The organism is uncultured Aquimarina sp. (genome assembly GCF_947492405.1).
Lineage (GTDB): Bacteria > Bacteroidota > Bacteroidia > Flavobacteriales > Flavobacteriaceae > Aquimarina.
Genome location: NZ_CANLMP010000001.1, coordinates 52,220 through 75,274 on the forward strand (window position 1 = coordinate 52,220; position 23,055 = coordinate 75,274).

The 23,055-nt window shown below is 32.6% G+C and carries 19 protein-coding genes; 1 reads left to right on the plus strand and 18 read right to left on the minus strand.

The genetic code is table 11. The features are described 5' to 3' along the window. Positions 1–8 precede the first annotated feature (8 nt). Genes Q0829_RS00255 through Q0829_RS00265 form a run of 3 tightly spaced genes read right to left on the minus strand, consistent with a single transcriptional unit; the run spans position 9 to position 7,321 of the window. Positions 9–4,163, minus strand: coding sequence for a DUF6531 domain-containing protein (locus Q0829_RS00255; RefSeq protein WP_298538604.1), 4,155 nt, complete (start codon positions 4,161–4,163; stop codon positions 9–11). Positions 4,164–4,165: 2 nt separating this feature from the next. Then, positions 4,166–5,527: a hypothetical protein gene (locus Q0829_RS00260; RefSeq protein ID WP_298538606.1), complete on the minus strand. Its 1,362-nt coding sequence runs from the start codon at positions 5,525–5,527 to the stop codon at positions 4,166–4,168. Positions 5,528–5,533: 6 nt separating this feature from the next. Continuing rightward, a complete protein-coding gene (locus Q0829_RS00265) occupies positions 5,534–7,321 on the minus strand; it encodes a phage baseplate assembly protein V (protein WP_298538608.1) in 1,788 nt (595 codons plus the stop codon). Positions 7,322–7,841: 520 nt separating this feature from the next. Between Q0829_RS00265 and Q0829_RS00270 the strand changes: the two genes are divergently transcribed. Then, positions 7,842–8,705, plus strand: coding sequence for a hypothetical protein (locus Q0829_RS00270; RefSeq protein ID WP_298538610.1), 864 nt, complete (start codon positions 7,842–7,844; stop codon positions 8,703–8,705). A gap of 90 nt (positions 8,706–8,795) precedes the next feature. Here Q0829_RS00270 and Q0829_RS00275 read toward each other — a convergent pair whose 3' ends face one another. From Q0829_RS00275 to tssD (Q0829_RS00345), 15 genes are all read right to left on the minus strand, one after another. Beyond that, the gene (locus Q0829_RS00275) at positions 8,796–9,890 is read right to left on the minus strand and encodes a WG repeat-containing protein (protein WP_298538612.1); all 1,095 of its coding nucleotides are present in this window, start codon (positions 9,888–9,890) and stop codon (positions 8,796–8,798) included. 52 nt (positions 9,891–9,942) lie between these two features. Further along, entirely contained in the window at positions 9,943–10,566 is a 624-nt protein-coding gene (locus Q0829_RS00280) for a hypothetical protein (protein WP_298538615.1), read from the minus strand. 76 nt (positions 10,567–10,642) lie between these two features. Next, positions 10,643–11,332, minus strand: coding sequence for a hypothetical protein (locus Q0829_RS00285; RefSeq protein ID WP_298538617.1), 690 nt, complete (start codon positions 11,330–11,332; stop codon positions 10,643–10,645). A gap of 71 nt (positions 11,333–11,403) precedes the next feature. Beyond that, positions 11,404–12,063 carry a hypothetical protein gene (locus Q0829_RS00290; RefSeq protein ID WP_298538619.1) on the minus strand — a complete coding sequence of 220 codons (660 nt, stop codon included), beginning with the start codon at positions 12,061–12,063 and terminating at the stop codon, positions 11,404–11,406. 10 nt (positions 12,064–12,073) lie between these two features. After that, a complete protein-coding gene (locus Q0829_RS00295; RefSeq protein ID WP_298538621.1) occupies positions 12,074–12,337 on the minus strand; it encodes a hypothetical protein in 264 nt (87 codons plus the stop codon). Between the two features lie 5 nt (positions 12,338–12,342). Then, on the minus strand, positions 12,343–12,954 hold the full coding sequence (locus Q0829_RS00300) for a hypothetical protein (RefSeq protein ID WP_298538623.1): 612 nt from the start codon (positions 12,952–12,954) through the stop codon (positions 12,343–12,345). Between the two features lie 190 nt (positions 12,955–13,144). Continuing rightward, a complete protein-coding gene (locus tag Q0829_RS00305) occupies positions 13,145–13,837 on the minus strand; it encodes a hypothetical protein (RefSeq protein ID WP_298538625.1) in 693 nt (230 codons plus the stop codon). A 14-nt stretch (positions 13,838–13,851) separates the two neighbouring features. Further along, entirely contained in the window at positions 13,852–14,244 is a 393-nt protein-coding gene (locus tag Q0829_RS00310) for a hypothetical protein (RefSeq protein WP_298538627.1), read from the minus strand. A gap of 73 nt (positions 14,245–14,317) precedes the next feature. Next, positions 14,318–15,307 (minus strand): hypothetical protein, encoded by a 990-nt coding sequence (locus Q0829_RS00315; protein WP_298538629.1) that lies wholly within the window; start codon positions 15,305–15,307, stop codon positions 14,318–14,320. A 4-nt stretch (positions 15,308–15,311) separates the two neighbouring features. Beyond that, positions 15,312–18,365: a hypothetical protein gene (locus Q0829_RS00320; RefSeq protein ID WP_298538631.1), complete on the minus strand. Its 3,054-nt coding sequence runs from the start codon at positions 18,363–18,365 to the stop codon at positions 15,312–15,314. A gap of 24 nt (positions 18,366–18,389) precedes the next feature. Continuing rightward, the gene (locus Q0829_RS00325) at positions 18,390–18,875 is read right to left on the minus strand and encodes a DUF4280 domain-containing protein (protein ID WP_298538633.1); all 486 of its coding nucleotides are present in this window, start codon (positions 18,873–18,875) and stop codon (positions 18,390–18,392) included. Positions 18,876–18,907: 32 nt separating this feature from the next. Next, a complete protein-coding gene (locus tag Q0829_RS00330) occupies positions 18,908–19,897 on the minus strand; it encodes a hypothetical protein (protein WP_298538635.1) in 990 nt (329 codons plus the stop codon). Positions 19,898–19,912: 15 nt separating this feature from the next. Further along, positions 19,913–21,697, minus strand: a complete 1,785-nt coding sequence (locus tag Q0829_RS00335; protein WP_298538637.1) for a phage baseplate assembly protein V — start codon at positions 21,695–21,697, stop codon at positions 19,913–19,915. A 410-nt stretch (positions 21,698–22,107) separates the two neighbouring features. Continuing rightward, positions 22,108–22,503, minus strand: a complete 396-nt coding sequence (tssD, locus tag Q0829_RS00340; protein ID WP_298538639.1) for a type VI secretion system tube protein TssD — start codon at positions 22,501–22,503, stop codon at positions 22,108–22,110. 144 nt (positions 22,504–22,647) lie between these two features. Further along, the gene (tssD, locus tag Q0829_RS00345) at positions 22,648–23,034 is read right to left on the minus strand and encodes a type VI secretion system tube protein TssD (RefSeq protein WP_298538641.1); all 387 of its coding nucleotides are present in this window, start codon (positions 23,032–23,034) and stop codon (positions 22,648–22,650) included. Between the last annotated feature and the right edge of the window lie 21 nt (positions 23,035–23,055).

Here is a 23,055-nt window from a genome sequence, read left to right on the forward strand (position 1 = left end):
TTATTTTATTACCACATACCTGAATAATCTCCTTCTCTTTTTCTTTTATTTGAACGAGACCCTTTTGTATTACTTTCATTAAAGCCAACGCCATTTTTCTTCATTCCATTTTCACAATCAAGACATATAGGTTTACTACTTCCTATTTCAACCATTTCTTCACCTGCAAAATTATGTAGTGATTCTTCAGCATGAACATTAGAAGTCTTACTATTAACAAATTTAACATCATTAGCATCTGCCCATGCTTGAATTTTCTTAGGTGTATGTGTACCACTTGTAGAGACGTAAAGCTGACCGCTTTTACCTTTTCCTACAGCCACAGTTGTCATATTTTTGTTTTTTCCCTTTGGTAAGGTATCCCAAGCATCTATTGCTTTTTTATCTAAATCCGAAAGAGCACAATCACTTAGTCCAAAAGGATCAATCAAGCTATTGGAGTCAAAAACATATCCATAGAAATTGGCATTACCACTTTTTAACCTAATCGGATCCTGCGAGATATAAACACCTTCATCAGCAGAATAATATCTAAATCTATTATAATACAGTCCTGTTTCAGTATCTTCATATTGTCCCTGATACCTAAATGGGCAATCTTCCAAAGAACCTTTCGCTAACTTACGTACTTTTCCATAAATATCATATGCTACCTGCCAGGTTTTTTCGCCTTTAGAATTATACATTTCTACAGGAGTGCCGAGATAGTCTGTGATAATAGAGTAGGAGTCGTCTTCTGTGATCTTAGCAGCTGGTTTAAAAGTACCTTCGTCAAATATCCAAGTAATTAGGTTTTCTACTGGTTCAGGTTTACTTTCTTTTAATATACCAAACTCATCGACTACCAATTCTGGTCGTTGATTGAGATCGTATTTCCATTCATGGAGTGGCACGTTGCCGTCCCATACGAATCTCACAATTTGACCGCCTCTCGATTCCGCTCGAGGTGACAGTATTTTTTTGGCTGTTCGTCTGCCTAAGGCGTCGTATTCGAACTCGGTTACTTTATTTTTAGGATCAGTCACAGATTTTAACATTCCGTTGCCATACCAATCATAGTCCCAGTTTCCTTTGTTCGTAATCTTGGTAATTAGATTTCCTTCTAAGTCGTATTTAAACTTATTGCCATCGGCTTCTAATAATTGTCCACCAGTTCCGTATTTTCTATCTCCTTTGCCTTCGGTTCTATATAAATTACCAACCTCATCGGGTAATTTGTAATCAAATTGTTTGTTTTCGTATCGCGCACCAGCTAAATTGTTAAATTCATCATAGCTATATGCTACTGTACCTTTGGTTAATTGATCCACCATTTTGGTGAGTCGATCATTTACATTCCAGGTGTAGGTGCGATGGCGCATTTCCCTATTGCCAGCAGTTACTTTATGTTGTATGGGTCTGCCTGCATTATCGTATTCGATATGATTAGTGATCCCGCCAGGAAGTATTCTTTCTACTTCCATACCTAAACTGTTATGGGAGAATTGGGCATTCCAACCTCTCTGTCCGCCTTGGGCAGATATCTCTTCTTTGGAAGGAGAGAAGCTGTCTGAAGAAACAGCGGCATTCATTTCTTCAATCAATCCAAGTTTATTTCTGGTGAGTGCTATGTTTGCACCTAAACTACTGGTAATATTGGTGCGATTACTAAGGTTGTCATATTCGCTTTCTACCAGATGTCCATCTTGATTTTCTGCAATGATACGTCCGGCAGTATCTCTGATGAGTTGTACACGACTATTCTCATTTACTGCTTCAATAAGATTGCCATTAAGATCGTAACTATAGGTTTCCCAAGTGCCATCACTATGTTCTGCTCGAGTGATTCTTCCGTTTAGATCGTATTCATATTCTGTGTATTTATCATCCGGTCTATTTACCTTTAGTACTTTTCCAGCACGATCACGATCATACTTTCTGGTCAATCCATCAAAACCAATTTCTCTTATAATTTCTCCTTTTTCATTTCTGGAGAAACGGTAGAATTCATTATGCTCGTTGGTAATGGTGTTTAGTTGTTCTTCGGTATCGTATTTAAAGTAGACTTTTCTACTATTTTCTTCCCGCATTTTAAGGCTTCCCATGGGGGTATAATCGAAATTGACTTCACGTTTTTTCTGATCCACCGTTTGGATGACCTCATCATATGCATTGTACTTCAGCTTTACAAGATTAGTGTCAGCTTGTCTTATTTGATAAATACGATCTAACTCATCATAGAAGAATTGCTGTTGATGTTCTTCGGAGTTTCTAGTATGCAAACATCTTCCCCATGGGTCGTATTTCCAGCTAGAAACTGCTCCATTGGGTAGCGTAAGTTTATGTAGGTTATGATCTTCATCATACTCGAGTTTTGTTCTGTTTCCGGCATTATCTCTGACTTCATTAATTAATCCCGATTCATTATACTCGAAAGAAGTAACGCCTCCGTCTAATCCAATAACTGCGTGTAGACGATCATTATCAAAAGTTTTTACTACAGAACCTCCAGATGGATCTTTAGTAAGAACTAACCTATCTTTTTCATCATAAACAAATCCAATAACAGAACCATCTGGTTGGTGTAAACCAGTTAAATTTCCACGTTCATCATAACTATATCCAGTAATGTTTCCTTCTTCATCAATATCGCGATACGGTTCCATATATGGAGTGTATTCGTGAAAGATATGATCACCCATTGGATCGGTAACCTGTGTACAAAGATTTAAGCTATTAAAATAATAAATACTCTCTTGGTCAAGTGAGTTTGTTACCACATTATATCCTTTGTTATATTCGATGGTTCCTGAAAGAATTCCTTCATCACCCCAGGTCTCAATACATTTAGCACCCGTAGTTTTTCCATCATATTTCCAGTAGAAAGCTTGTCCGTTACGATCCGTTTTTTTGATCATCAGATGATTTTCGTACTCCATTACGGTTGCTTGATCTAATGCATCAATAATTTTTATTAGATCTCCATCTTTATTGTATGCATACTGAACCAGCGTTCTGGTTTCTCCTTGGTGTGTAGCTGTAACTTTAGTAACTCTATTTTCTTCATCCAGATCTAAATTAATTCTTCTGCCAGCGGCATCGATGATTTGTTCTAGTTTATAAACAGCATTGTATATAAATTGAATTTTAAAACCTTCAGGATTTCTTAAACTAGTTGGTTTATAAAGAGTGTCTGTATATTTAGTAAAGGTATATGTCTGTTGTGATTCGTGATCTATAACTTCATAAGTGTTACCATTAATGAATGTAAGCGTTAGTTTTTCTGGTCTGTTATAAGAAGATTCATTTTCTGTTAGTAACATTGGGAAAGAGGTAATTCTTCCGTCAGCTAATCGCATCACTATAGCATCTTTGTCATAATCGATGTGTAGCGCTAGATCATAGTTACAATGCATTCCGTGTCCCATCATTCCTTCATATCCAGAATCGGAGTACCAATTACGTTCCCATCTAATTGGTATAGGGCCTGCAAGACTAAAGTCTTCTCCTTCATATACCATACGACCTGTAATCAAATCTACAGGTTCGAAGCCCATTTTACACATCTTTTTCTTTAATCCACTAGTAGCAGGTAATGCGTGGTTAAGTTTGGTAAGTCCTTTTTTGGCAAGTTTTCCGGCTCCTTTCATTAAAGCTCCAAAACCATAAGACATGACTAATGCCATCAACATTCCCATTAAATCGGGAGCGTACGGACCACCTACATTTACAGGTTTTCCCATGGGTAATGGCACGCTCATCGATGAGGGGAGATATAAAGTAGGAATAGGTTTCATTTTTTTTCCTGGTGTAGCGGATAGTGGCATTCCGATATCATTACAGGTCATTGTCATATACCCAGCAGGAGTGAAGTAAGCATCTTCTGCACTCACTTTTGTACTTCCAAAAAAGTTCATAGAATCGTGACCAATCATTGGAGCCATGGCAAAAGGACCTCCCATAGGGATATGTACCATGGTTCCGATCATCCCTGCGGTACCACTATTCCCTTTAGGAACACAATTAACATTTACGGTAGATCCAATTATAGGAACATAATCCATTGGGTCAATCACCATACCAATATACGGATGCGGTATTGGAACAGGAACTCCAGGTGGAATGATTACGATATGTATATCAATTCCGATGACAGGAGTAAAGTGTTTACTTGCTAATAACATATCTAGAACCAGTTTAAAATTGAAAGACTCTTTTTTTCCATTTCTTTACGATGTGCTTCTACGCTTTCTCTCCATTCTTCTCCTTCAATTTCTTTCATAAAGATATCTATAGCTTCACATTCGTTTATATTTCTATTATTTTCCTTGATATTGTAATAATCTGCGGCGATGTAGGCCATACAGGTGGATTTTATCATTTCTGGTGCTAATGAAACACCATATTGATACGCTTTAGTAACAATATCTATATATCTTTTTTTATCTCTTTTCTTGATTACATTATATCCTAACCACCATGCAGTTAACGCTTGTGGTCCAAAACCATATTCAATTGAAATATCTGCTTGTTTGCAAAATAAATCCGCTGCTGTATCTTTTTGTTTTTGTAACTGTTTACAACTAGCTTGATATCCATAATTTTGTACAATAATAGGTTTACAGGTTTCATCTCCTCCCGATAATCCTTGTTTAGCAATGGCTAATCCTTTTTGCAGTAATTCTTCTATAATTTTATATTCTTTAAAATTAAAAAGCATCCCGGCATAGATCACATGAGCTGTGGCAAACGCAGATTTACTGCCAGACTTCTGAGTAACGGTTAATCCTTTTTTTCCCCAGGTATGAAGTCTTTGTAAATTCTTTTTAGTTACACTTTTAGACATTTCGATCATACATTGTCTAAACTGTACTTCGGGATCATTAGGATCTCCGGCAGAAGCAATTTTGTTGATAGCTCCTTGTAAATCTAAAGGAACTGCAAGTGAGATTGATATACCACTGTGCTTTTTTATAAGCAGATCAAAGTATCGTTCTTCTACATAGTCAAAAAACATCAATCGGACCTTATCGGGTAACCCTAATTGCATAAGCTTATCAATCCATTTTCCATACTCTTTAGTTTCTTCTACGGAGTAAGGATACAGGGATAATGCTAATGGTAGTTGTGGATTTGGCATTGCTTTCTGAAAGGTGCTTAACATTTCTAACAACAATACATCACAATCGGTATTCTCATTTTCGAGTTTTGTTTCGAATTCTAAAACATCCCAATCAAATTTTAGATTTCTGGTATCGAGGTCTTGTTGTAGTTTTTCATCTTTTTTAAATGTCTCCACCCAATCCTGGATTAACTTTTTACTATGTGTTTCTTTATTTTCGAAAGCAGTAAGTAATACAATGGGAACATCTGGCAATCCTCCATTAGGAGTAGATTCTAAACGTAAGAACCCTTCATACAATCTTGCTTGATCAGGTTTTATTAAACATCTTACCAATTTAATATGATCGTTAGGGCTTACCTCATCAATCCATTTTTGTTGGATTGTAGTAATTAATTGCGCTATGGGATTATGTTCGTTATTCATGGTGTATTAACCGCAATTAAGGTTTAATAATCCTCCTTTTACATTAGTCATTGCTGTACCATCAATATCAGTCATACCCTTACTGGTAAGTTTTAACTCAGCTTTTCCTTCTACTAATGTACTCGGAGCACCAATTTCTACTTTAGCACCACTGTTAACAGTAACTTTTGCACTTCCATCATTCAGAATTTCTTTGGAAGTAACATTTACGTTATTGGTACCATCAATGTTTACAGTTTCTGAAGCATTGATATTAATTTCTTTTGATGAAAAATTAATTTTTTCTGGTGCGCTGATGTTTATTTCTTTTTTAGAAGTATCTAAAATAATTGAGTTGCCGTTTTTATCGGTAATCGTAATGGTCTCTTTTCCATCTTCATCGGAGAAAGATAATGTATGCCCGCCTCTAGTTTTGATAGCTTTGATGTCATTTTTTTCGGTTTTCCAGTCACCTGCATTACTGCCACCTGTAAAAAGGGCTCCCATAACATATGGTCTTTCTGCATTACCACCTTCAAAACCTACGATAACTTCTTCATCTTTCTCTGGTGTAAACTGAAAACCTTTTCCACCTCCAGCATGAGGAGTTAACACACGTAGCCAAGGAGTTTCTTCTCCGCTGGCTTTTTGCCAAGGGAATTGTACTTTTATTCGACTCATACCTTCTGGATCAGCATTATCCATTACAGTGGCTACTTGTGATTCACTTTTTGGAAAGGCCATCATATTAGTGTTAGGATATACATCCAGATCAGCTGTTACACCAACAAAACGGTTCTGATATTTTCCATTTTCATTAGAGCTATGCGAAACACTAATAATTCTAAAATTTCCATAATCCGCTTGTTCTCCTTTTATTTTCACGACTTGTCCCAGGTTTACTCCAGGGTTATCGCTTGTGCCATGGATTTGAACTTGTCTTATTTCTGTAGCTTTTTTTTGTTGCTCTACGTGTTTATCTAGTCTCCTTTTTAATTGAGGGTCGTAATAAGAATTAACATATACACTGGTTTCTTTTGCAAAGATTGCATCACTTTTTTCGCTGGTAAATCCATTAAATCCATTTACACCAGAATTTACCTGAGCCGTTGCCATCTCGTGTTGCTCATCTGTTAGGTAATCGTTGGTAAAATATTTAAAGTTATTAGGAGTAGGGTTGAGGTTTAAAGAGAACTCTTGTAGATCATGTCCATAATTTAATTCTGTAGTATCTTTATCTTCCGGTTTTCCAAATACCAGTTTACTTCCATCATAAAAAAACCATTCGCTGTATTGTGCAGCTAACCTACTGGCATATTCAAAGGAACTTTCATTATGTTGTACACTATAATGAAGAGTTTCAGAATTCTGTGGGCTAATATTGGTTTCTAATTTGGATTTATCATATCCCTGAAACGTTTTGTCTAATATTTCGGAGAGTCCTACGTCACTATGCGAGTCATAATGAGGTCCATCATCGGTTATAATACTGCAACTATGTGCTTTTATAGAAACCATATCACCACTTTGCTGATGAAATCCTTTGGTATTGCTAACAGAAGTTACTATTCCTTTAAATTCTAATTCCTTATATCCATTGGCAGTATCAAGAGAAGAAACTTTTACCGTGAGAATCTCGCCTAGATAGTTTTTACTTTCTGATGCGATCTCTCCAGCTATAGTTTCTAATACATCCATTCTGCATAAAAGTTCAAGAACGTGATGTGCATCAATTTCCTGATGGAGCATTAATCTTTTATATGCAGATATTGGAGATCCACCTATAAATATTTGTGTGTTTGATTGCAGAGCCATAATTTCTCGTTGTTTTCTGTTTTATAGAGTGCACTAATACTAAAATCCTATATGTATTTATATTTAGTGTACTATTCACTAGTATAGTTAACTTCATAAACAATTCGAACGATTTGGGAAGAGTTCTGATATATAAGAATTGTCTAAAAAGTGTCAAAAATTGTATTTAACCAATCTATTATAAAAATACTTAATTTTTTAAAAGTGTTATAGTTAACAATGTTATTTTTGTGTTTTCTTACATAAAATTGGGTGTTTTCCCCCTTAAAATCGTGTCGTCAAACTTATATACAGTTACTCATATAATTGTTACCCTAATTATTCGAAAAAAATTTGTGCGGGTATAATTATTAGAAATCTTTTGTCATCATTTGAGTTTGATTCTTGTGTAAGTTATGTAGTGAGATAACCTTTCATGACATCCTTTTGTAGGGTTCAGAATTTTTTTAATAGTAAGAGGAGTATCTATAGGATTTGTTATCTTTCTTGGCTTATTGTACTTAACTAAAATAACTATTTAATGTTTTCCAAGTGTATCGGTTGCTTATTCGTGTTTTTTATTAATTCTTATATTCTTTTAGGTCAACAAGTTGATAATGATTTTATAGCTGGTAAATGGAAAGTTGAAGAGGTTATAGTTCCCGAAAATAAGTTTAAAGATAAAAGAGAAATCAAAATACTTGAGGAGTTGGGTAAAACCATACTACATTTTAAAGGAGATGGTCATTTTTTATTTATTTATGATGGTGAGCACGAAGAGATGAAAAGAAATATTAAAGAGTTTGAAAATTCCATTTGGCGTACAATAGAGGGAGAAAATCTGATTTCTTTGAAGAACAAGCAATTGTTAACACTGATGCCTGTTGATGTCGAAGAAAAAATAGTATTTGGATTTATAGAACGAATAAAACTTCAGGTACGAAAAACTGAAGACGAGAAGGTTGATTTTTTACCTGTAATTGAGCATAGACAAGAGAATAAAGCTGTCGAAAAAAAGATTGATTCTGTTTTTAAGAAGGTAAAAGTAGAGAAAAGAAGTTTGGAAGACTCGGTAGTTACAGAATATCCCGTTTTAGAAGGATGTAAGGATGAGAAGGGTAGTGGTTGTTTAAATAAGGCTATTCGAAACAGTATTGTGGATGCTTTGGATTTGAAAAAGTACGATTCATTAAATAATCATCAGAGAATTAAGGTATTTGTCTTTTTTGCTATAGATAAAGATGGGGAGATTAAAAATATAAAGGCAAAATCTCCAGACGAAACGCTAACGTATGATCTCAAACTAATTATTAATAACCTGAAGGTGATTAGTCCAGCAAAGAATAAGAGTGGTGAGGTTATGTTAAGTACGTATTCGATACCGTTAACTATGATGATACAATAAGACGAGAATAAAACCTTTTACTAAGGTATAGTCTAGTTTTCTTTATCAGAAAGTACCTTTAATTTACCTGTTTGATAGTTATATTTTCTTTTAGTTTTTAGCCTTTTTATAGACAAACTTTCCTTTACGATCTATGTAACCAATGTATTTACCATCTTCTACGTATGCTACTCCAATCTCAAAATCTTCAGCAGCTATAAAAACAGGATCAATTATAATTTCTCCTTTTTTATTAATATATCCGTATTTTCTATTGAGTACCATACGAGCAATACCATTATTAAAAGGGTATAATCTATCAAATTCTGGTTTAATTATAAATTCTCCTTTAGTATTTATAGCACCCCATTTATCATTGATTTTTACTCTAGCAAGATCATCTTCAAAATTAGCAACATCTTCAAATTTTAGTGGGATTGTAATGCTTCCTTGTTTATTTATGTAGCCTCCCTGATCATCTATACGTACAGGTGCTAATTCACCTATGAAATTACCAACTTGCTCGAATTGAGGTTTGATAAATATTTCTCCTTTTTTGTTTATAAACCCATATAAATCCCCATCAATACTAACCGCGGCGCATCCATTAGTAAAATTGCCCGCTTTTTCGAATTGAGGTTTAATGATTGTTTTTCCTTTTTCATTTATATAGGAAAACAAAAAGCTGGTTGTGTCTACCACACGAGCCACATTTTCTTCAAATGACAGCGCATAATCTAACTTGGGGTCTACAATGTATTCCCCTTTTTTATTAATAAAGCCATAAAGATTGTTAATACTAACCAAGGCTATTCCGTTGTTATATTTGTGAGCTAATCCTTCGAATTTAGGTTCTACGATATATTCTCCTTTTTTGTTGATATAGCCTAACTTAAAATCAACTTCTACACAAGCTATTCCTTCTGAAAAATTATATACATTATCTGCATTAGTTTTTAGAATGATTTCTCCTTCTTTATTTATGTAACCACTGGAATCAATAGCGTGTAGTTTGACTGCTGCTAGTCCTTCACTAAATGTAAGCTGAGTGACTTGTTCTTCATTATTCTCATCTAGGTAACTATATAAGGAGTTTTCTTTATTAAAAACCTGATATCGCCCATCAGTATAATCTTGAGAACAGCTGGCAAATGTTATTAAAATGGCTATAGTATTAAAGATTATTACGATACTCTTGTATTTCATTATTATTGTTGTTGTTAGTTGTTTTGTTAAGTTTTTTACCGGTTTAATGGAGTTAAGAATGGGGTACATCATATAATACAAAAACTTTTTTTTCAGGATCTACAACAATCTGTTTTCCATTATCGGTGTCAATAGTCTTTCCTATTATTATAACTTCTTTATTATTTTTTAGGCGTTGTTCTGTATATCTTTTATTAGCTTCTCTATTTGATTTTGGTTTTGACCAAGAACGAATTTCTAGATCTTCACATGACACTGTTATTTCTCCAGTTTGATCTTTTATCAAAAAGGGGTTACAAAATACATTGTTTGATAGTGTTGAAAATGTTGTTCTACTTTTTCCTACTCCTCCTGATCTGGTATACCTACTCTTTTCGGTTTTATAAGAATATGCAATACATTCTTTTTTCTTTATTTCTGATATTAGTGGATCGATAGCTTGAATAGTACCCTTAATTTTAACCAATCCATTTTGAATATCTCTAATTTGAGAAATAGGAAGTTCTTTTTTTAATTTGATAATGGTTCTTTCTACTTTATTTGGTATTAAGAACCATAGGATGGTTAATATAAATAAAATGATAGCTCCAAGGATAACTCCGAAATAATCAATAAGTACTAAACCCAGAAGTATAAAAAGTAATGATTTTATGAAGTTAAAAATTTTATTTTTCATTTAAAATAGGCGATAGGAGTAAAAAAGATTAAACTATATGATTGTAACGAACAATTAAAAATAAATTGTAAGATAACTATTTGAAAAAGTTATTTAAGAACAGAAATAGTAACCCAATTAAGATCAACATAAAAATTAAACCATATTTACTGATTTTATCAGGCAAATCACTTTTGTATATTTTATCAAAATATGGGTCTCTAATAGAAAATTCATTCTCATCTTTTTTAATGATCAATTCGTTCTTTTTGTTATATGTTGCTGTACCGATTAGTATATATTCTTTATCATCTTGAAGCAACAAGTTCTCGGTATGCGTATGTCCAGATATTTTTTTATCTGTTTGGTTAACCTGAAGAAGTGAAATCGAAATGTCTTTAGCTTTTACTTTGATTCTACCTGTCTGATCTTCTATGTAAAAATCATTACATGCTGTATCAGAAGATATTGTCTTCCATTTCATATGCCTATCACGCTCTTTTAATTCAGATATTCCTCTATCTATAGAACTCCTACTTCTTTTTCTTGAGGAATTAAAGCGCATAACAGAATAACTGTATCCAATGCATTCTGATTTTGTTATTGGAGAGGTCATTTTCTTAATCTGCGTAAGTTTTCCTTTTACTTCAACAAATCCATTAGATATATCTTTGATATCTGAGATTATTGGTTTTGTTCTATTTTTCCTTTTTTTGCGCTTTTGAGATTCTCCAATAATTATTATGAGTATTAGAAATAAGAAAAATAGTAATATTGAGGAGTTCATTGTTTTATTTATGATATATAAATGAAGACACATTATTATTAAATTCTAATTATTTATTTAGACTTTTAACATTAATAAAATTCTGATTCTTCATCATAATGAATATAATACTTCCAATCTTTTTCATGCTCATAGTTTCCTATGGATAAGGAAGTTTCCAAATCTGTTATATACAGATAAACTTTATATGTTATATCCGAATTTGAGTTTTTCTCTTCATTTTCATTCCAAAATAATAAAATTTGCTTATCCTCATTTTTCCAAAAATAAGGGTTAAAACTTTCTTTGAAACTATTTTTAAACTTTTTACTGATCTCAATTTTACTATATACTTCATTTATTCTTTTAATTGACTTCAGAATGGTTTCTAGATCAACGTAAAAACCCACTGCACAAATACTCGAAAGTTGATCTTCATTATCTACTCTCATATGTATCCGTTCAAACGGAATTTTATAAAATTCTGCTACTTTTCTGCCAAGCATATAATGTCCTTGATTATACTGAATACCAAATTGAGTAGATCCGCCAGAGAAAGGGTTACCTACTTTTATTGTATCTGCACTAGCATCGTATACTAAAGATTCTTCATAGAATTTATGAACATTAAAATTAGATGGTATGTCATCAATTTTTAAATTTCCTTTGTTCAATGTTGGCTGACAACTAATTATCAATACTACTACTATAAAAGAAAAAAGTACTTTGAGTTTTATATTATTAATTTTCATTCTTTTCTTCTTATTTACTATAAAACCAAGCTAACAGGATCATTCCAATAGAAATTACAAAAGGTATTTTCCATAATAATCCAGTAGGTTTATACATGAAATACAAAATGGTTGTTATCACTAATAATACTAATGCAATTCCTCCAAAAATGAGCATTCTAATGAATCCTCCAGGAACATGAGTATGACTCATAGAAGGTAATAGATACCATATACAGCTTACAATCTGTAATACTATGAGAGGAAAAATTACTTTTTGTTTTGTCAAATTCATTACGCTCATTTTATATACTTCTCTCTATATGATTCTAAAAAGTCTAAAGGAATATAAGATGGCATTTCATAATAATCTATTCCTTTTTCCAATTGATACCATACTTTTGCTGTTAGAGAACCTTTTATTTCGTTTAGTTGTAATTGTTCTATCTTATTTTGTTTTTCTTGATTACTAAACCACCTATTTTGGATAGCGATCTGCTTTGGAAATTGACTGCTTTCAATTTCGTTAAATTCTCCTTCATTGGTTGACTTAAAAAATCTGAAACTTATCTTGTTAAAATCTGTTTCTCTATCAAAATATATGATGTAAAAATGCCTATCATAATATTTGATAGAAATAGGAGTATAGGGCATCTCATCTTCATATTGTACTCTGTCATATTCAAATTCTATTAAGTTTTTTTGACCTCCGCCACCCCATCCTAGACCGTGACCCCCAAAATATCCTCGCTGAGAACTCATTAGGTTTATTGATATTTCAGTATTTGGAGCAACAGTTATATTTTCTGTCCATTCTTTGGTTTCTCTTTTAAAAAGTAAGTAAGAAATTAGTAATACAACGATTAGTGCTATTCCCGAAAATATAAGCCCTATTTTTTTTAAAGTTTTCATCACAATACGTTTTTTGAATGATCTTTACATATCCCAATAGAGAAATAATTGAATCTAACAATTCTAACCTTACTCTATCAAATTTATTTGAATTATCTAAATAATACTTTTTACTCTATTGATTTTGTAATTGATTCCACTTTCTTTTTGGTGAATTCTGTAAACTATGCTTTATTACTCATTTTGAAATCTATGAGTTTCTAAAATAATACATTAAAAACCCAAACAACACAAGAATTAACAAAGCAAACCCAAATTGTTTAAGATTGGGTATCAAAATATCATTAACCAACTCATCATATTTGACATCTAATATGGAAAGTTTTTTTTCTTCTTTATCTTTTTTAATTATCAATGTTCCTTTTTTATCTTTCGAAACAGTTCCTACGACCGTGTATACATGATCATCCGGGAGTATCAAATATTCTTCGTGAAGTATTTTTCTGGATTCTGTAAATTTAGTTTCATGGCTTTTTATCCCCATTACTATACCTTTAGAAATCACCTTTATCTTACCTGTATCATCTTCTATATAAAAATCAGAACATTTTTCTAAAGATTCTGTTGTTACCCATTTTGTATAACCATTAGGAAGAGCACCTTGGATACCTGAAGGTTCATTTTTTCCTCTTATATATTTATGCTCTTCTTTTTTATAAACATATCCTATACATTTGGTTTCTGTTAGAGGAGAAATAAGGTTTTCCAATGAAGATATCGTCCCTTCCACCTTTACCAGACCATTGGTTATATCCTTAATGTTTGATAATTCAAAATCTTTTGTAACAGTAAATTGTTTTATTTTTTTTCTTAAAGATAAGATCAAGGAAATAACAACAAAGCCTATGAAATAAGGAACAAAGTCGAAAATAGAATCAAACATTTAAGACGCTATATTTAATCATTACTAAAGAATTTATACAACACTGTATTATAGAAAAGATACCAAGAACCAAGCATTAATACTCCCCAGAATATGGAATACGGGATACTAGGTTTTTCAGTAACTGCGGCTTTATTATCTAAAACGTTAACATCTATTCTTTTACCTACATTTATTCTATAGTCGATAGAAACAAAATCTATATGATCATCTGAGAAATTTACTGTATCAACAAACTTTAAAGTATGACTATATTCATATCGTCTATAACTCTTAAAAGAATCTAACGCTACCACTACCATCTCATGGGGAGTACCATAATATGTTATCCAAAACCTATCTTGTGTATACCATTTAAAATTAAGAAAGGTAAAAATGATTGCAATCAATGTAATAATTACAGACATACAGCCTATTTTTCTTTTCTTTTTTTTCTTCTTTTTTGAAGTCACAATTCATTTTTTGTTTGAAAATTTAGAGTTATCGTATAATCTCTAAACTATCTGATCCTTTGGGCTGGTGAAGTAATAAAGAATAATATGTTATTCTTCTCTGTCCACTTTCATTGAGAAATTTTTTAGCAATAGCAGATTCCCCTTTATCAGGATTGTTTTTAAAGACTAATCCTACAACACGGTTATCTCCATAATAAATCATTTTATGATTTTCTAATCTTGCCATTATAAATTTCTCTTTAGCAAAATCATTAATATATTTTTTTCTATCCTCAAATAATTTATCTTTATCAGTATATGTAGATTGAGCCATTTCATAAGCCTGTTTAAACCCTAATATTTCTAATTTTAATGGTTTTTTATCAACCATTAGTTGTCTGTAATTCTTATAGAACTCTACAACTCTTTTTTCTAATTCAACACTATCTTTTTTCTTAAACACTTTGCTATCACTCCATCCTGTAAGAATATAAGGTACTGTGGCATTAAATGTTAACTCTTCATGATGTGATCGTAACTGATAAAAATCTATTTCATTACCATTCTCATCTATTTTAGGAATTTCATATTGTAATACGGTTTTAGGTTCTTCTTTACTACCATTTACCCAAGCAGATTGTTCTATCCATAATTCAAAATCGTAATCAGATGGATCTTCGAGGTGTGTCTTTTGAGTTTCATCATCGGTATATCTAGGGTAAATATGAATCGACAGGGATTGTTTACCTTTCTTTAATATATTGTCATTAATAGGATACCATATCGTACCTGTTGATGTGCTAAAATTATTTGCAGCAGGCATATCGTTTACTCTAATTTCATAAGCATAATGAGATCTTATCTTAATTACGTATTCTGGTTCATAATCATATTTTTGTAGTTGATCTATATAAGGATCATTTTCTAATATTGCATTGATATCCATATCAGGAGAAAAATTATTTTTTTGTTTACGTTGTGCGCAACTAGTTAAACTTAAGATAATAAGTAGTGATACGCTGACAATTTTTTTCATTTTATCATTTGAATTTATATAACGGTATTTGCCATTTTGTTATTTCCCATTCATAAGGATCTAACACAATTATTTCTCCGTGTGTCTTATAATGAATTCCTTGTTCTTTTTCTAATGCTTCTATTGGATCACCCGAAGAGGGTAGTTTTTCGGTAGTTTGCTTAGCTTCATTTTCTAGCATCTCATAATCATCATCTGATTTACGATCTTTTTCCTTTATCTTTTTTTGAACTTTAGTTATTCCTGCCTTTACATTTCCTTTTAGAATTAGACCTTCAAATTTTATCTCTGGTTCGATATATAACATTTCTTGGTTCGCTTTTGTAACAAACTCCATTGAAATACCCGTTTCTACACTAGCACTTACTTCTCCATAGGCATTATACTTTCCAAACATAAATGATTCGAATTCTCCGTTTACCTGTATCTTGCCTTCTAAAACTATATTAACAGCTCCACCCACTTTTGCAGGTGTATCATCCTCATCTTCCTTTAAGCGATCAATATACTTACTACCAGGAACAGTATTTATCATTCCCATCATAGTTCCGCTTATTTCTGAAGTAACAATAAGATCTAGGTCTATATCGAAATTATCTCCCGCAAGTTCATCTAGAACATCCAAAGTTGCAACAATAGCTAAGACTGCTGGATGCTTAATTTTATATAATAATTGATAGACGTCATATTTTATTTGGAATCCAAAAAGCGGATTCATATCTATTACTCCAGTAAACATAGTGCCCATTACAGGTTTGTTTAGGTCTTTTGGTCGTTCTGCATGCCAACTAAAAGATACTGCGATAGATGGATCTAAAAATTCGAAACTCCAATTACTTTTCTTTACTCCAGTTTTCTTCTTTTTATCTAGTGCTTTTTTTAGATTGTCTGTCCTTTTTGAGTTGCCTTTTGGAGATTTTTTTGTTGTATCTGAGTTTTTTCCATTAATAATTCCCTCAACCATTTCTTTGATATCAACAATTTTTTTAAGGAAGTTTACAATTTCCGCAAAATGAGGAGTAACTTCGATAGCTCCATATGGGCGATCAAACTCAACAATAGCAGTAAACTCTATATCTAATATTTTGTTTTCTATAGCATCATCCATTTCAAGTAAATCAATAGCTTTACTAAGTTGACCCGATTTACTAGTTTTTGATTTAGCTTTTTTTAATTTTTTATTAGCTTCTTTAATTTTTTTATTTTTATTAGCTACTTTTTTATTAAAATATTTTTCTTCCTCTCTTTTTAATTTTTTCTTCTTTTTTCCTTTTGCTTCTTCCGCGGCAAGATATTTATCCATATGAATTGCTTGAGACTTATCTCTCTTCGCTTCTAATCGTTTTTTTACGTCCTCAGCTTCCAATTCTCTACGTTTCCACTTTTGATGATAAGCCTCTCTAACCAAGTTATACTGTTTAAGGTCATAGTTAAAAGCTAATTGAATGGTACATTTAGTGTCTGGCACTACCAATATATCCAATGGATGTGTTCGGGCACAGGTTTCTACAACAAGAGGGTATTTTTGTATTGCAGCTTGTCGATTAGGGATCATAGAAGTTAATAACCCCATTACGTAATGTTTACTCCCTCCAAAAGTGAAATCGTAACCTACTTCCAATTCTAATAATTCATCAGTAGGCTGTTCTAATATAAAAGGGCGATGTTTTTCTAAAATATTAAAAGACTTTTTTCCATTTATCTTCATTATTTTACCAACAATGTCAAGTTGATTTGTTATATGACTGGCATCAATAATTCTATCGTCGTTCTGATCACCAGATTTTTCAGTTTTTATTTCTCCATTTATAAGAGTATCGCCTTTTTTATTTTTCACTTCACCAGTTGGTAATCCAACTTCTTTGGCTAGATCTTCAGTATTACCACCTCGCCATTGTTTACTTCTTGTACCATATCCATTATCTATTTTTTTCTGTAATGATGTAATATCAATTACGTGGTTTTTATGTTCATTATTTTTACCAAGAAAACGACAATCATCGGTATTAACATCTTCTAATTGAATTTTAAACCTTTTTCGTTTTTGATCTGTTCCAACTACTATGGGGTATTCTAATTCATCTTTTCTTCCTTGATCTTTGCTATCATATAAAGTCAAAGTTTTTTCCTCATTGTCCTCTTCAAATGATACTAATATTTTCTCATATCTACAAGGATGGAATTCTGCGGGATTAGTTTCGATTTTTTCAATGATAACTGGGTTATTGCCTGATTTAACCACTTCTGGAGCTTCTATTTTAGTCCCTCGAATTGGTACTTCGACAGGTAATTCATATTTGCTGCCAGTAAAATCTCCGTGATCAACATTGTCTAAGGTAGTTCTAACAATAGGCACTATATCCAGACCATAACTACTAAACCAACCACTAGCCAATACTCGCCAACGATGCTCTATATTAATAGTAATAATTGCCTTCTGTACTTTATTTCCTTGTTCATCTATATATACATCTACTTCTGCACCAAAATATTCTTTTATATTGTCTTTACTATCGTCTTTAAAATCTGTATCAGCTGTTAAATCTGCATTTACTTTACGAACATCTCTTAGATATACCTGTAGCTCTTGTCCATAAAGACCTGTAGTGTATATATGTAATTGAACTCCCTGTCCATAATGCTTGCCTTCATCTAAATCTACTAGCGGTCCATTATCATCAGTCTGATACTCTCTCCATTCGATTCTATCAATACTTCTAGAACCCATACAATTAAAAAAGTATCCATGTGGAGCTTTACATAATGGTGTGTCACCATCCTTAAAGGGTTCTATCCATCCAAGACCACCACCAGAATAAACTTCTTCAACTCTTAAGTTTAATTTATTTTTCAGATGAAATTGAGTGTCTTGTTTTATAATATCTGGTGTACCGTGAAACCAATGAGAAAGCCATTTTATTGTTTCGGATTTTTCCTCATTATCACCAAGTTCTTCTAAACTTAATTTTATTAATCCATTAGGTTTTGCTGTAATTAAATACTGATCATGATCAATAATAACATCTCCTGATATTTGTATTTTATTTTTTACTGCCATAATATCAATAACAATTACGTTTGGTTAAGATTCGTTTTCAAGTCTTAGATAAGATACTCTTTTCATTTTTTTCATGTTTACCAAAGGGTTCAGATGACTCTGGACTTCCTCATCTGCTTCCTCGACAGAACTACTACCAGGTGCAGCTGTTTGACCATGCCAAGTGAATTCTACACTAGGTGATCCAGAGATTGCACACATAGCTTTGCTCTTTTCAGTAAGTATTTGTCCTTGATTAGACAAAATTACTTTGTCGTAAAAATCTTGCCATTGGGTAATTGCAGGAACGCAAGGTAGATATCCACTAGAACTAGGTTGTAATTTACATTGACCAAAAGTTTTGGCTTGTAATGGTATACCGATGTCCCTAGTGTTTGCAACTAGTTTCTTACTTGCTTGTCCATCATTAATGTATGCTTTAGTTTGTGTTTGTACAACCAACGTATCAGGCGTCGTACCAAATTGACACTTACATAATGCTCCATCTACTACTACATGTCCTGTACTCATATTTCTTAGTCTATATTAGTGCTATTGTTGTTTTATTTTCCAAAGAAAAAGAAACGTTTTTTCTTCTTCTTAGGTACGTTTTTTTCTTCTTCTTCAGTTATTTCAAAAAGCGCAGCTCTCTTAGCGGATGATAGGGGAGTTTTGTTTTTTAAATTGTACATCTCCACTGTCATGTTTTTGATTTTACCTGAAGGGAAATCTAAATTACAAACTCCTGTAATGGCATCAGCTATTGATGAATCTTTATAAATTTGATATTTTAGATCCAATTTACCTTTAACCGGTTTTTTAATTTTATCAATGGAAATCAGATTTCCTCTTAATATATCTCTTTCACTTCTTGGATCAATACACTTCCCTTTTTGTTTAATGACGATATCATTTTTTTTATTAGAATGCGTACTCATTTTGTTTTTTGTTTCAAAGATTACTCCAGGAGCGTAGGGGATAAACGGAAATGATATCTTATTCTTTTTTTTATCAGTTAAATTGATATTGTATAAAGGAGAAAAAAACAGTTTTATAAACCAATCTCGTTGCAGTACGAGATCAGTTAATTGATTTGTATTATTAACCACAATATCCATATTTTTTAATAACAGATCAGTTTCTTTTCCCTTATAGGATTGGTTGATACTATCTTTCTCTGTTTCCCATCTTTTTATAATATCTTCTTGATTCAGTATACCAACAGCTAGCCCTTGTCTATTTACCTTAAGTAATAATGGATACATTACTTTACCACATCGTTCTGATAACTCGTCTATGAGAATATCGGGAGTTTTTTCATTTATATATACCTGATGTTTAAAAACTTCAAACTCGAAATGATTGTCTTCTGTTTCATCTAAACATATTACGTCAATTTCGTAGTGAATCTGAAGTCTTTGCTGTTTCTCATCTTCCGAAATTAATACAACACCATAGGTATTCGCTACTCCTAAGGGATTATAAGAAAAGTGATCAAGCTTATCATTCTCTGTTTCTTCTATAATACTAGTTCCAATATCCAGTCGAGCCATTACCTATGATTACTACTAAAATAGTTTGATTTTATCTTTTGCTTGAACATCTACTTGCTTAGAACTAACCAGCTCCATATTTTCCTTAGCACTCTCGATACGAACTTTATCAGCATTTTCTAAAATTTCCTTAGCTACTAAAGTTTTATTTTTTTCTATCATTTCTGTACCATTTTTAGCGTTGATAGAAAGATCTTCCGTAACTCTAGCAATCATATTAGTACCAGCATTCATTTTAATTTCTTCCTGGGCGTTGATCTCAATATTTTTAGCGTTCAAAGTCATATTTTCCAAGGCAGAAATCTCAATATTGTTATTAGCAGTATCAATACTTATTAAGTTACTGTTTTTATCACTAATTAAAATTCTTTCACTTCCATTAGTGTCTACTAGTTTTATTAAGTGGCCAGACCTTGTTTTAATCGCTTTAATATCATTGTTTTGTGTATTCCAACTAGCAGGATTAGCTCCTCCAGTATACAACGTACCTAATACATATGGTCTTTCTGCATTCCCTCCTTCAAATCCAATTAACACTTCTTCATCAATCTCCGGAATGAAATGAAACCCTTTTTCTCCACCTGCGTGAGGTGTGACGATTCTTAACCAAGGTGTTAATTCACCATTTTGTTTTTGCCAAGGAAACTGTACACGAATTCTTCCTATTCCTTCTGGATCGCTATTTTCCTTTACAATTGCGACCTGCGTTTCACTTTTTGGAAACGCCATTAGGTTGGTGTTTGGATATACATCCAAATCAGCGGTTACTCCTTCGAATCTATTTTGATAGCGTCCATTCTCTGTATTAGTGTGTGTAACACTGGTAATTCTAAAGCTTCCGTAACTTGCTCCATCTCCCTGAATGGTTACGACTTGTCCAATTTTCACACCTGGGTTATCACTTGATCCTTTAAATACCACTTGCTTTATCTCTTCAGCTTTTTTCTGCTGCTCCACATGGGTGTCTAATCTTTGTTTTAGAGAAGGGTCATTGTATGAGTTTAGGTATACATTCGTTTCATTTGGGAAGATTTCATCTCCTTTATTACTAGTAAAACCATTATATCCATTTACTCCAGAACTTATAGCACTAGTAGCTTTTTCATGTTGTCCATCTGTCAGATAATCATTGGTGAAGTATTTATAACTATTTGAGGACGGTTTTAGGTCTAATGAAAATTCTTGTAAATCATGACCATACGTCAGTGTAACTTCTTCCTGATCTTCGGGTCTACCAAATACTAAAGCACTTCCGTCATAGTAAAACCATTCACTATACTGAGCCGCCAGTCTACTAGCATATTCAAAACCGCTTTCTTTGTTCTGAACACTGTAATGAATATTGTCAGAACCAGAAGGGTTAAAAATAGTTTCCAATTTGGATTGATCATATCCTTTAAAGGTTTCATCTAAAACCGTTGCCAAATCTACATCATTAAATGAATTGTAATGAGGTCCATCATCAGCAATAATACTACAGCTATGTGCTTTTATGGTTACCAAATCACCATTTTGCTGATGGAATCCCATCGTGCTGTTTACTGCAGTAACCACGCCTTTAAATTCGAATTCTCGATAGCCAGAAAGCGTACCTATTGATGATATTTGAACTGTAATAATCTGTCCAAGATAATTTTTGGTTTGGGATGCAATGTCTCCAGTAATGTTTTCCAGTACATCCATTCTGCAAACTAACTCTAATACATGGTGCGCATCAATTTCCTGATGTAGCATTAATCGTTTGTAAGCATTTATAGGTGACCCGCCAATAAATATTTGTGTAGTAGATTGTAATGCCATACGTTTTTATTTTTTTAGTAATTCATCAGCTTTTATAAAGTTGATAATACCGTGTTACTCAGTTTTTATAAAGTTACTGTTTTTAAATTAGAGCTTAGTAACCTCTTGTTTTTTCGTTAAAAATAGGATCCTTTTTTTTCATTTGTTCTCTGGAAAAGAAAAAAGTTTAGATAAAAGTTCGCGTTGAAGATGTTTAATATAATTAACCTCCATATAAGTGTTGTCATAATTTAATGAGAAAACACCTTTACTTATATAGGTGTTTTCTCATTAAATTGATCTTTAGAGATTAACTTAAATATTTTCGATATCCAACCATTCATAAACCAAAAAGAGTGTTATGTTTTAGCTGAATTCCTTAGTTATCTCCGCAACTTTTTTTAAGGCTTTTCTCCACAGTGCCTATAACATCAGGCTTTAGAGGGCCAATTATTGGTAAACGTAGTTCCTTTAATAGAGATTTCTTTTGCAGAGAGTACTAGATGTATTTGCAAAGGTTTTGCACTTTCTGCATTAAAATGCTCAGTGTACTCAATGCAATAGGCATCTTTAATCTCGACATTTTTAAGGCTAGACATATTATCTCTTCTAAAAAAGGTCATTTTACAATTTTTGGTAATTGATGGTGATATACACCAATCAAGATAATCCGTACTTGCTGTGGATTCTATAAGTAAACTAACTTGTCCTCCCTGTGGCTTTGCACAAGGTCTCCCCGTGTAATCTGTGTCTTGTCTGAAGGTAAAAGAGCAATCCAAAATGTTTATCTCTTCCCCATCAAGATCTAATTTTGCTAAAAATGACATAAGTAATAATTTTAATATTAATAACTACTTTATCAGTTCCATTATTGTTTACAAGAATGTAAAAAGAGGAAATGATGACTTAAGATAAGAAAGGGAGTGAAAAAACCACTCCCTTAACATAAATCTTATATAAACCGATATGAATTATACCCACTCATTTATATGCTCACCGTTCCCAAGCTTAATTTCTCTAGCGGAAACAACTATCTTTTCAATCATTGGAGTTTTTCCAGTAGAATCAAATTCTTCTGTATATTTAACTGCGTAAGCATCTGTAAAAACAAGCTCTTTTGATGTAGCTTCCGTATCTCTTTTTAAGAATACGATTGATCCACTTCTCATTTCGAAATTGTTAAACATCCAATCAGATAAACCTGTATCCGAAGTTGACTCTACAGCGATAAAAATCTTACCACCTCTTGTTACAGAAGAAGGACGACCCGTTGCATCAGTTTCTTGATTAAGGCCGTAACTTGTGGTTAATACATTGTACTCTTTGCCACCAACTTTTAATTTTGCTTTAAAAGACATAATAAATAATTTTTAAATTAA

Excerpts from the sequence above, each read along its gene's own strand:
- Q0829_RS00255 (WP_298538604.1), bottom strand. The coding sequence starts at position 4,163 with ATGTTATTAGCAAGTAAACACTTTACTCCTGTCATCGGAATTGATATA.
- Q0829_RS00260 (WP_298538606.1), bottom strand. The coding sequence starts at position 5,527 with ATGAATAACGAACATAATCCCATAGCGCAATTAATTACTACAATCCAA.
- Q0829_RS00265 (WP_298538608.1), bottom strand. The coding sequence starts at position 7,321 with ATGGCTCTGCAATCAAACACACAAATATTTATAGGTGGATCTCCAATA.
- Q0829_RS00270 (WP_298538610.1), top strand. The coding sequence starts at position 7,842 with ATGTTTTCCAAGTGTATCGGTTGCTTATTCGTGTTTTTTATTAATTCT.
- Q0829_RS00275 (WP_298538612.1), bottom strand. The coding sequence starts at position 9,890 with ATGAAATACAAGAGTATCGTAATAATCTTTAATACTATAGCCATTTTA.
- Q0829_RS00280 (WP_298538615.1), bottom strand. The coding sequence starts at position 10,566 with ATGAAAAATAAAATTTTTAACTTCATAAAATCATTACTTTTTATACTT.
- Q0829_RS00285 (WP_298538617.1), bottom strand. The coding sequence starts at position 11,332 with ATGAACTCCTCAATATTACTATTTTTCTTATTTCTAATACTCATAATA.
- Q0829_RS00290 (WP_298538619.1), bottom strand. The coding sequence starts at position 12,063 with ATGAAAATTAATAATATAAAACTCAAAGTACTTTTTTCTTTTATAGTA.
- Q0829_RS00295 (WP_298538621.1), bottom strand. The coding sequence starts at position 12,337 with ATGAATTTGACAAAACAAAAAGTAATTTTTCCTCTCATAGTATTACAG.
- Q0829_RS00300 (WP_298538623.1), bottom strand. The coding sequence starts at position 12,954 with ATGAAAACTTTAAAAAAAATAGGGCTTATATTTTCGGGAATAGCACTA.
- Q0829_RS00305 (WP_298538625.1), bottom strand. The coding sequence starts at position 13,837 with ATGTTTGATTCTATTTTCGACTTTGTTCCTTATTTCATAGGCTTTGTT.
- Q0829_RS00310 (WP_298538627.1), bottom strand. The coding sequence starts at position 14,244 with ATGTCTGTAATTATTACATTGATTGCAATCATTTTTACCTTTCTTAAT.
- Q0829_RS00315 (WP_298538629.1), bottom strand. The coding sequence starts at position 15,307 with ATGAAAAAAATTGTCAGCGTATCACTACTTATTATCTTAAGTTTAACT.
- Q0829_RS00320 (WP_298538631.1), bottom strand. The coding sequence starts at position 18,365 with ATGGCAGTAAAAAATAAAATACAAATATCAGGAGATGTTATTATTGAT.
- Q0829_RS00325 (WP_298538633.1), bottom strand. The coding sequence starts at position 18,875 with ATGAGTACAGGACATGTAGTAGTAGATGGAGCATTATGTAAGTGTCAA.
- Q0829_RS00330 (WP_298538635.1), bottom strand. The coding sequence starts at position 19,897 with ATGGCTCGACTGGATATTGGAACTAGTATTATAGAAGAAACAGAGAAT.
- Q0829_RS00335 (WP_298538637.1), bottom strand. The coding sequence starts at position 21,697 with ATGGCATTACAATCTACTACACAAATATTTATTGGCGGGTCACCTATA.
- tssD (WP_298538639.1), bottom strand. The coding sequence starts at position 22,503 with ATGTCATTTTTAGCAAAATTAGATCTTGATGGGGAAGAGATAAACATT.
- tssD (WP_298538641.1), bottom strand. The coding sequence starts at position 23,034 with ATGTCTTTTAAAGCAAAATTAAAAGTTGGTGGCAAAGAGTACAATGTA.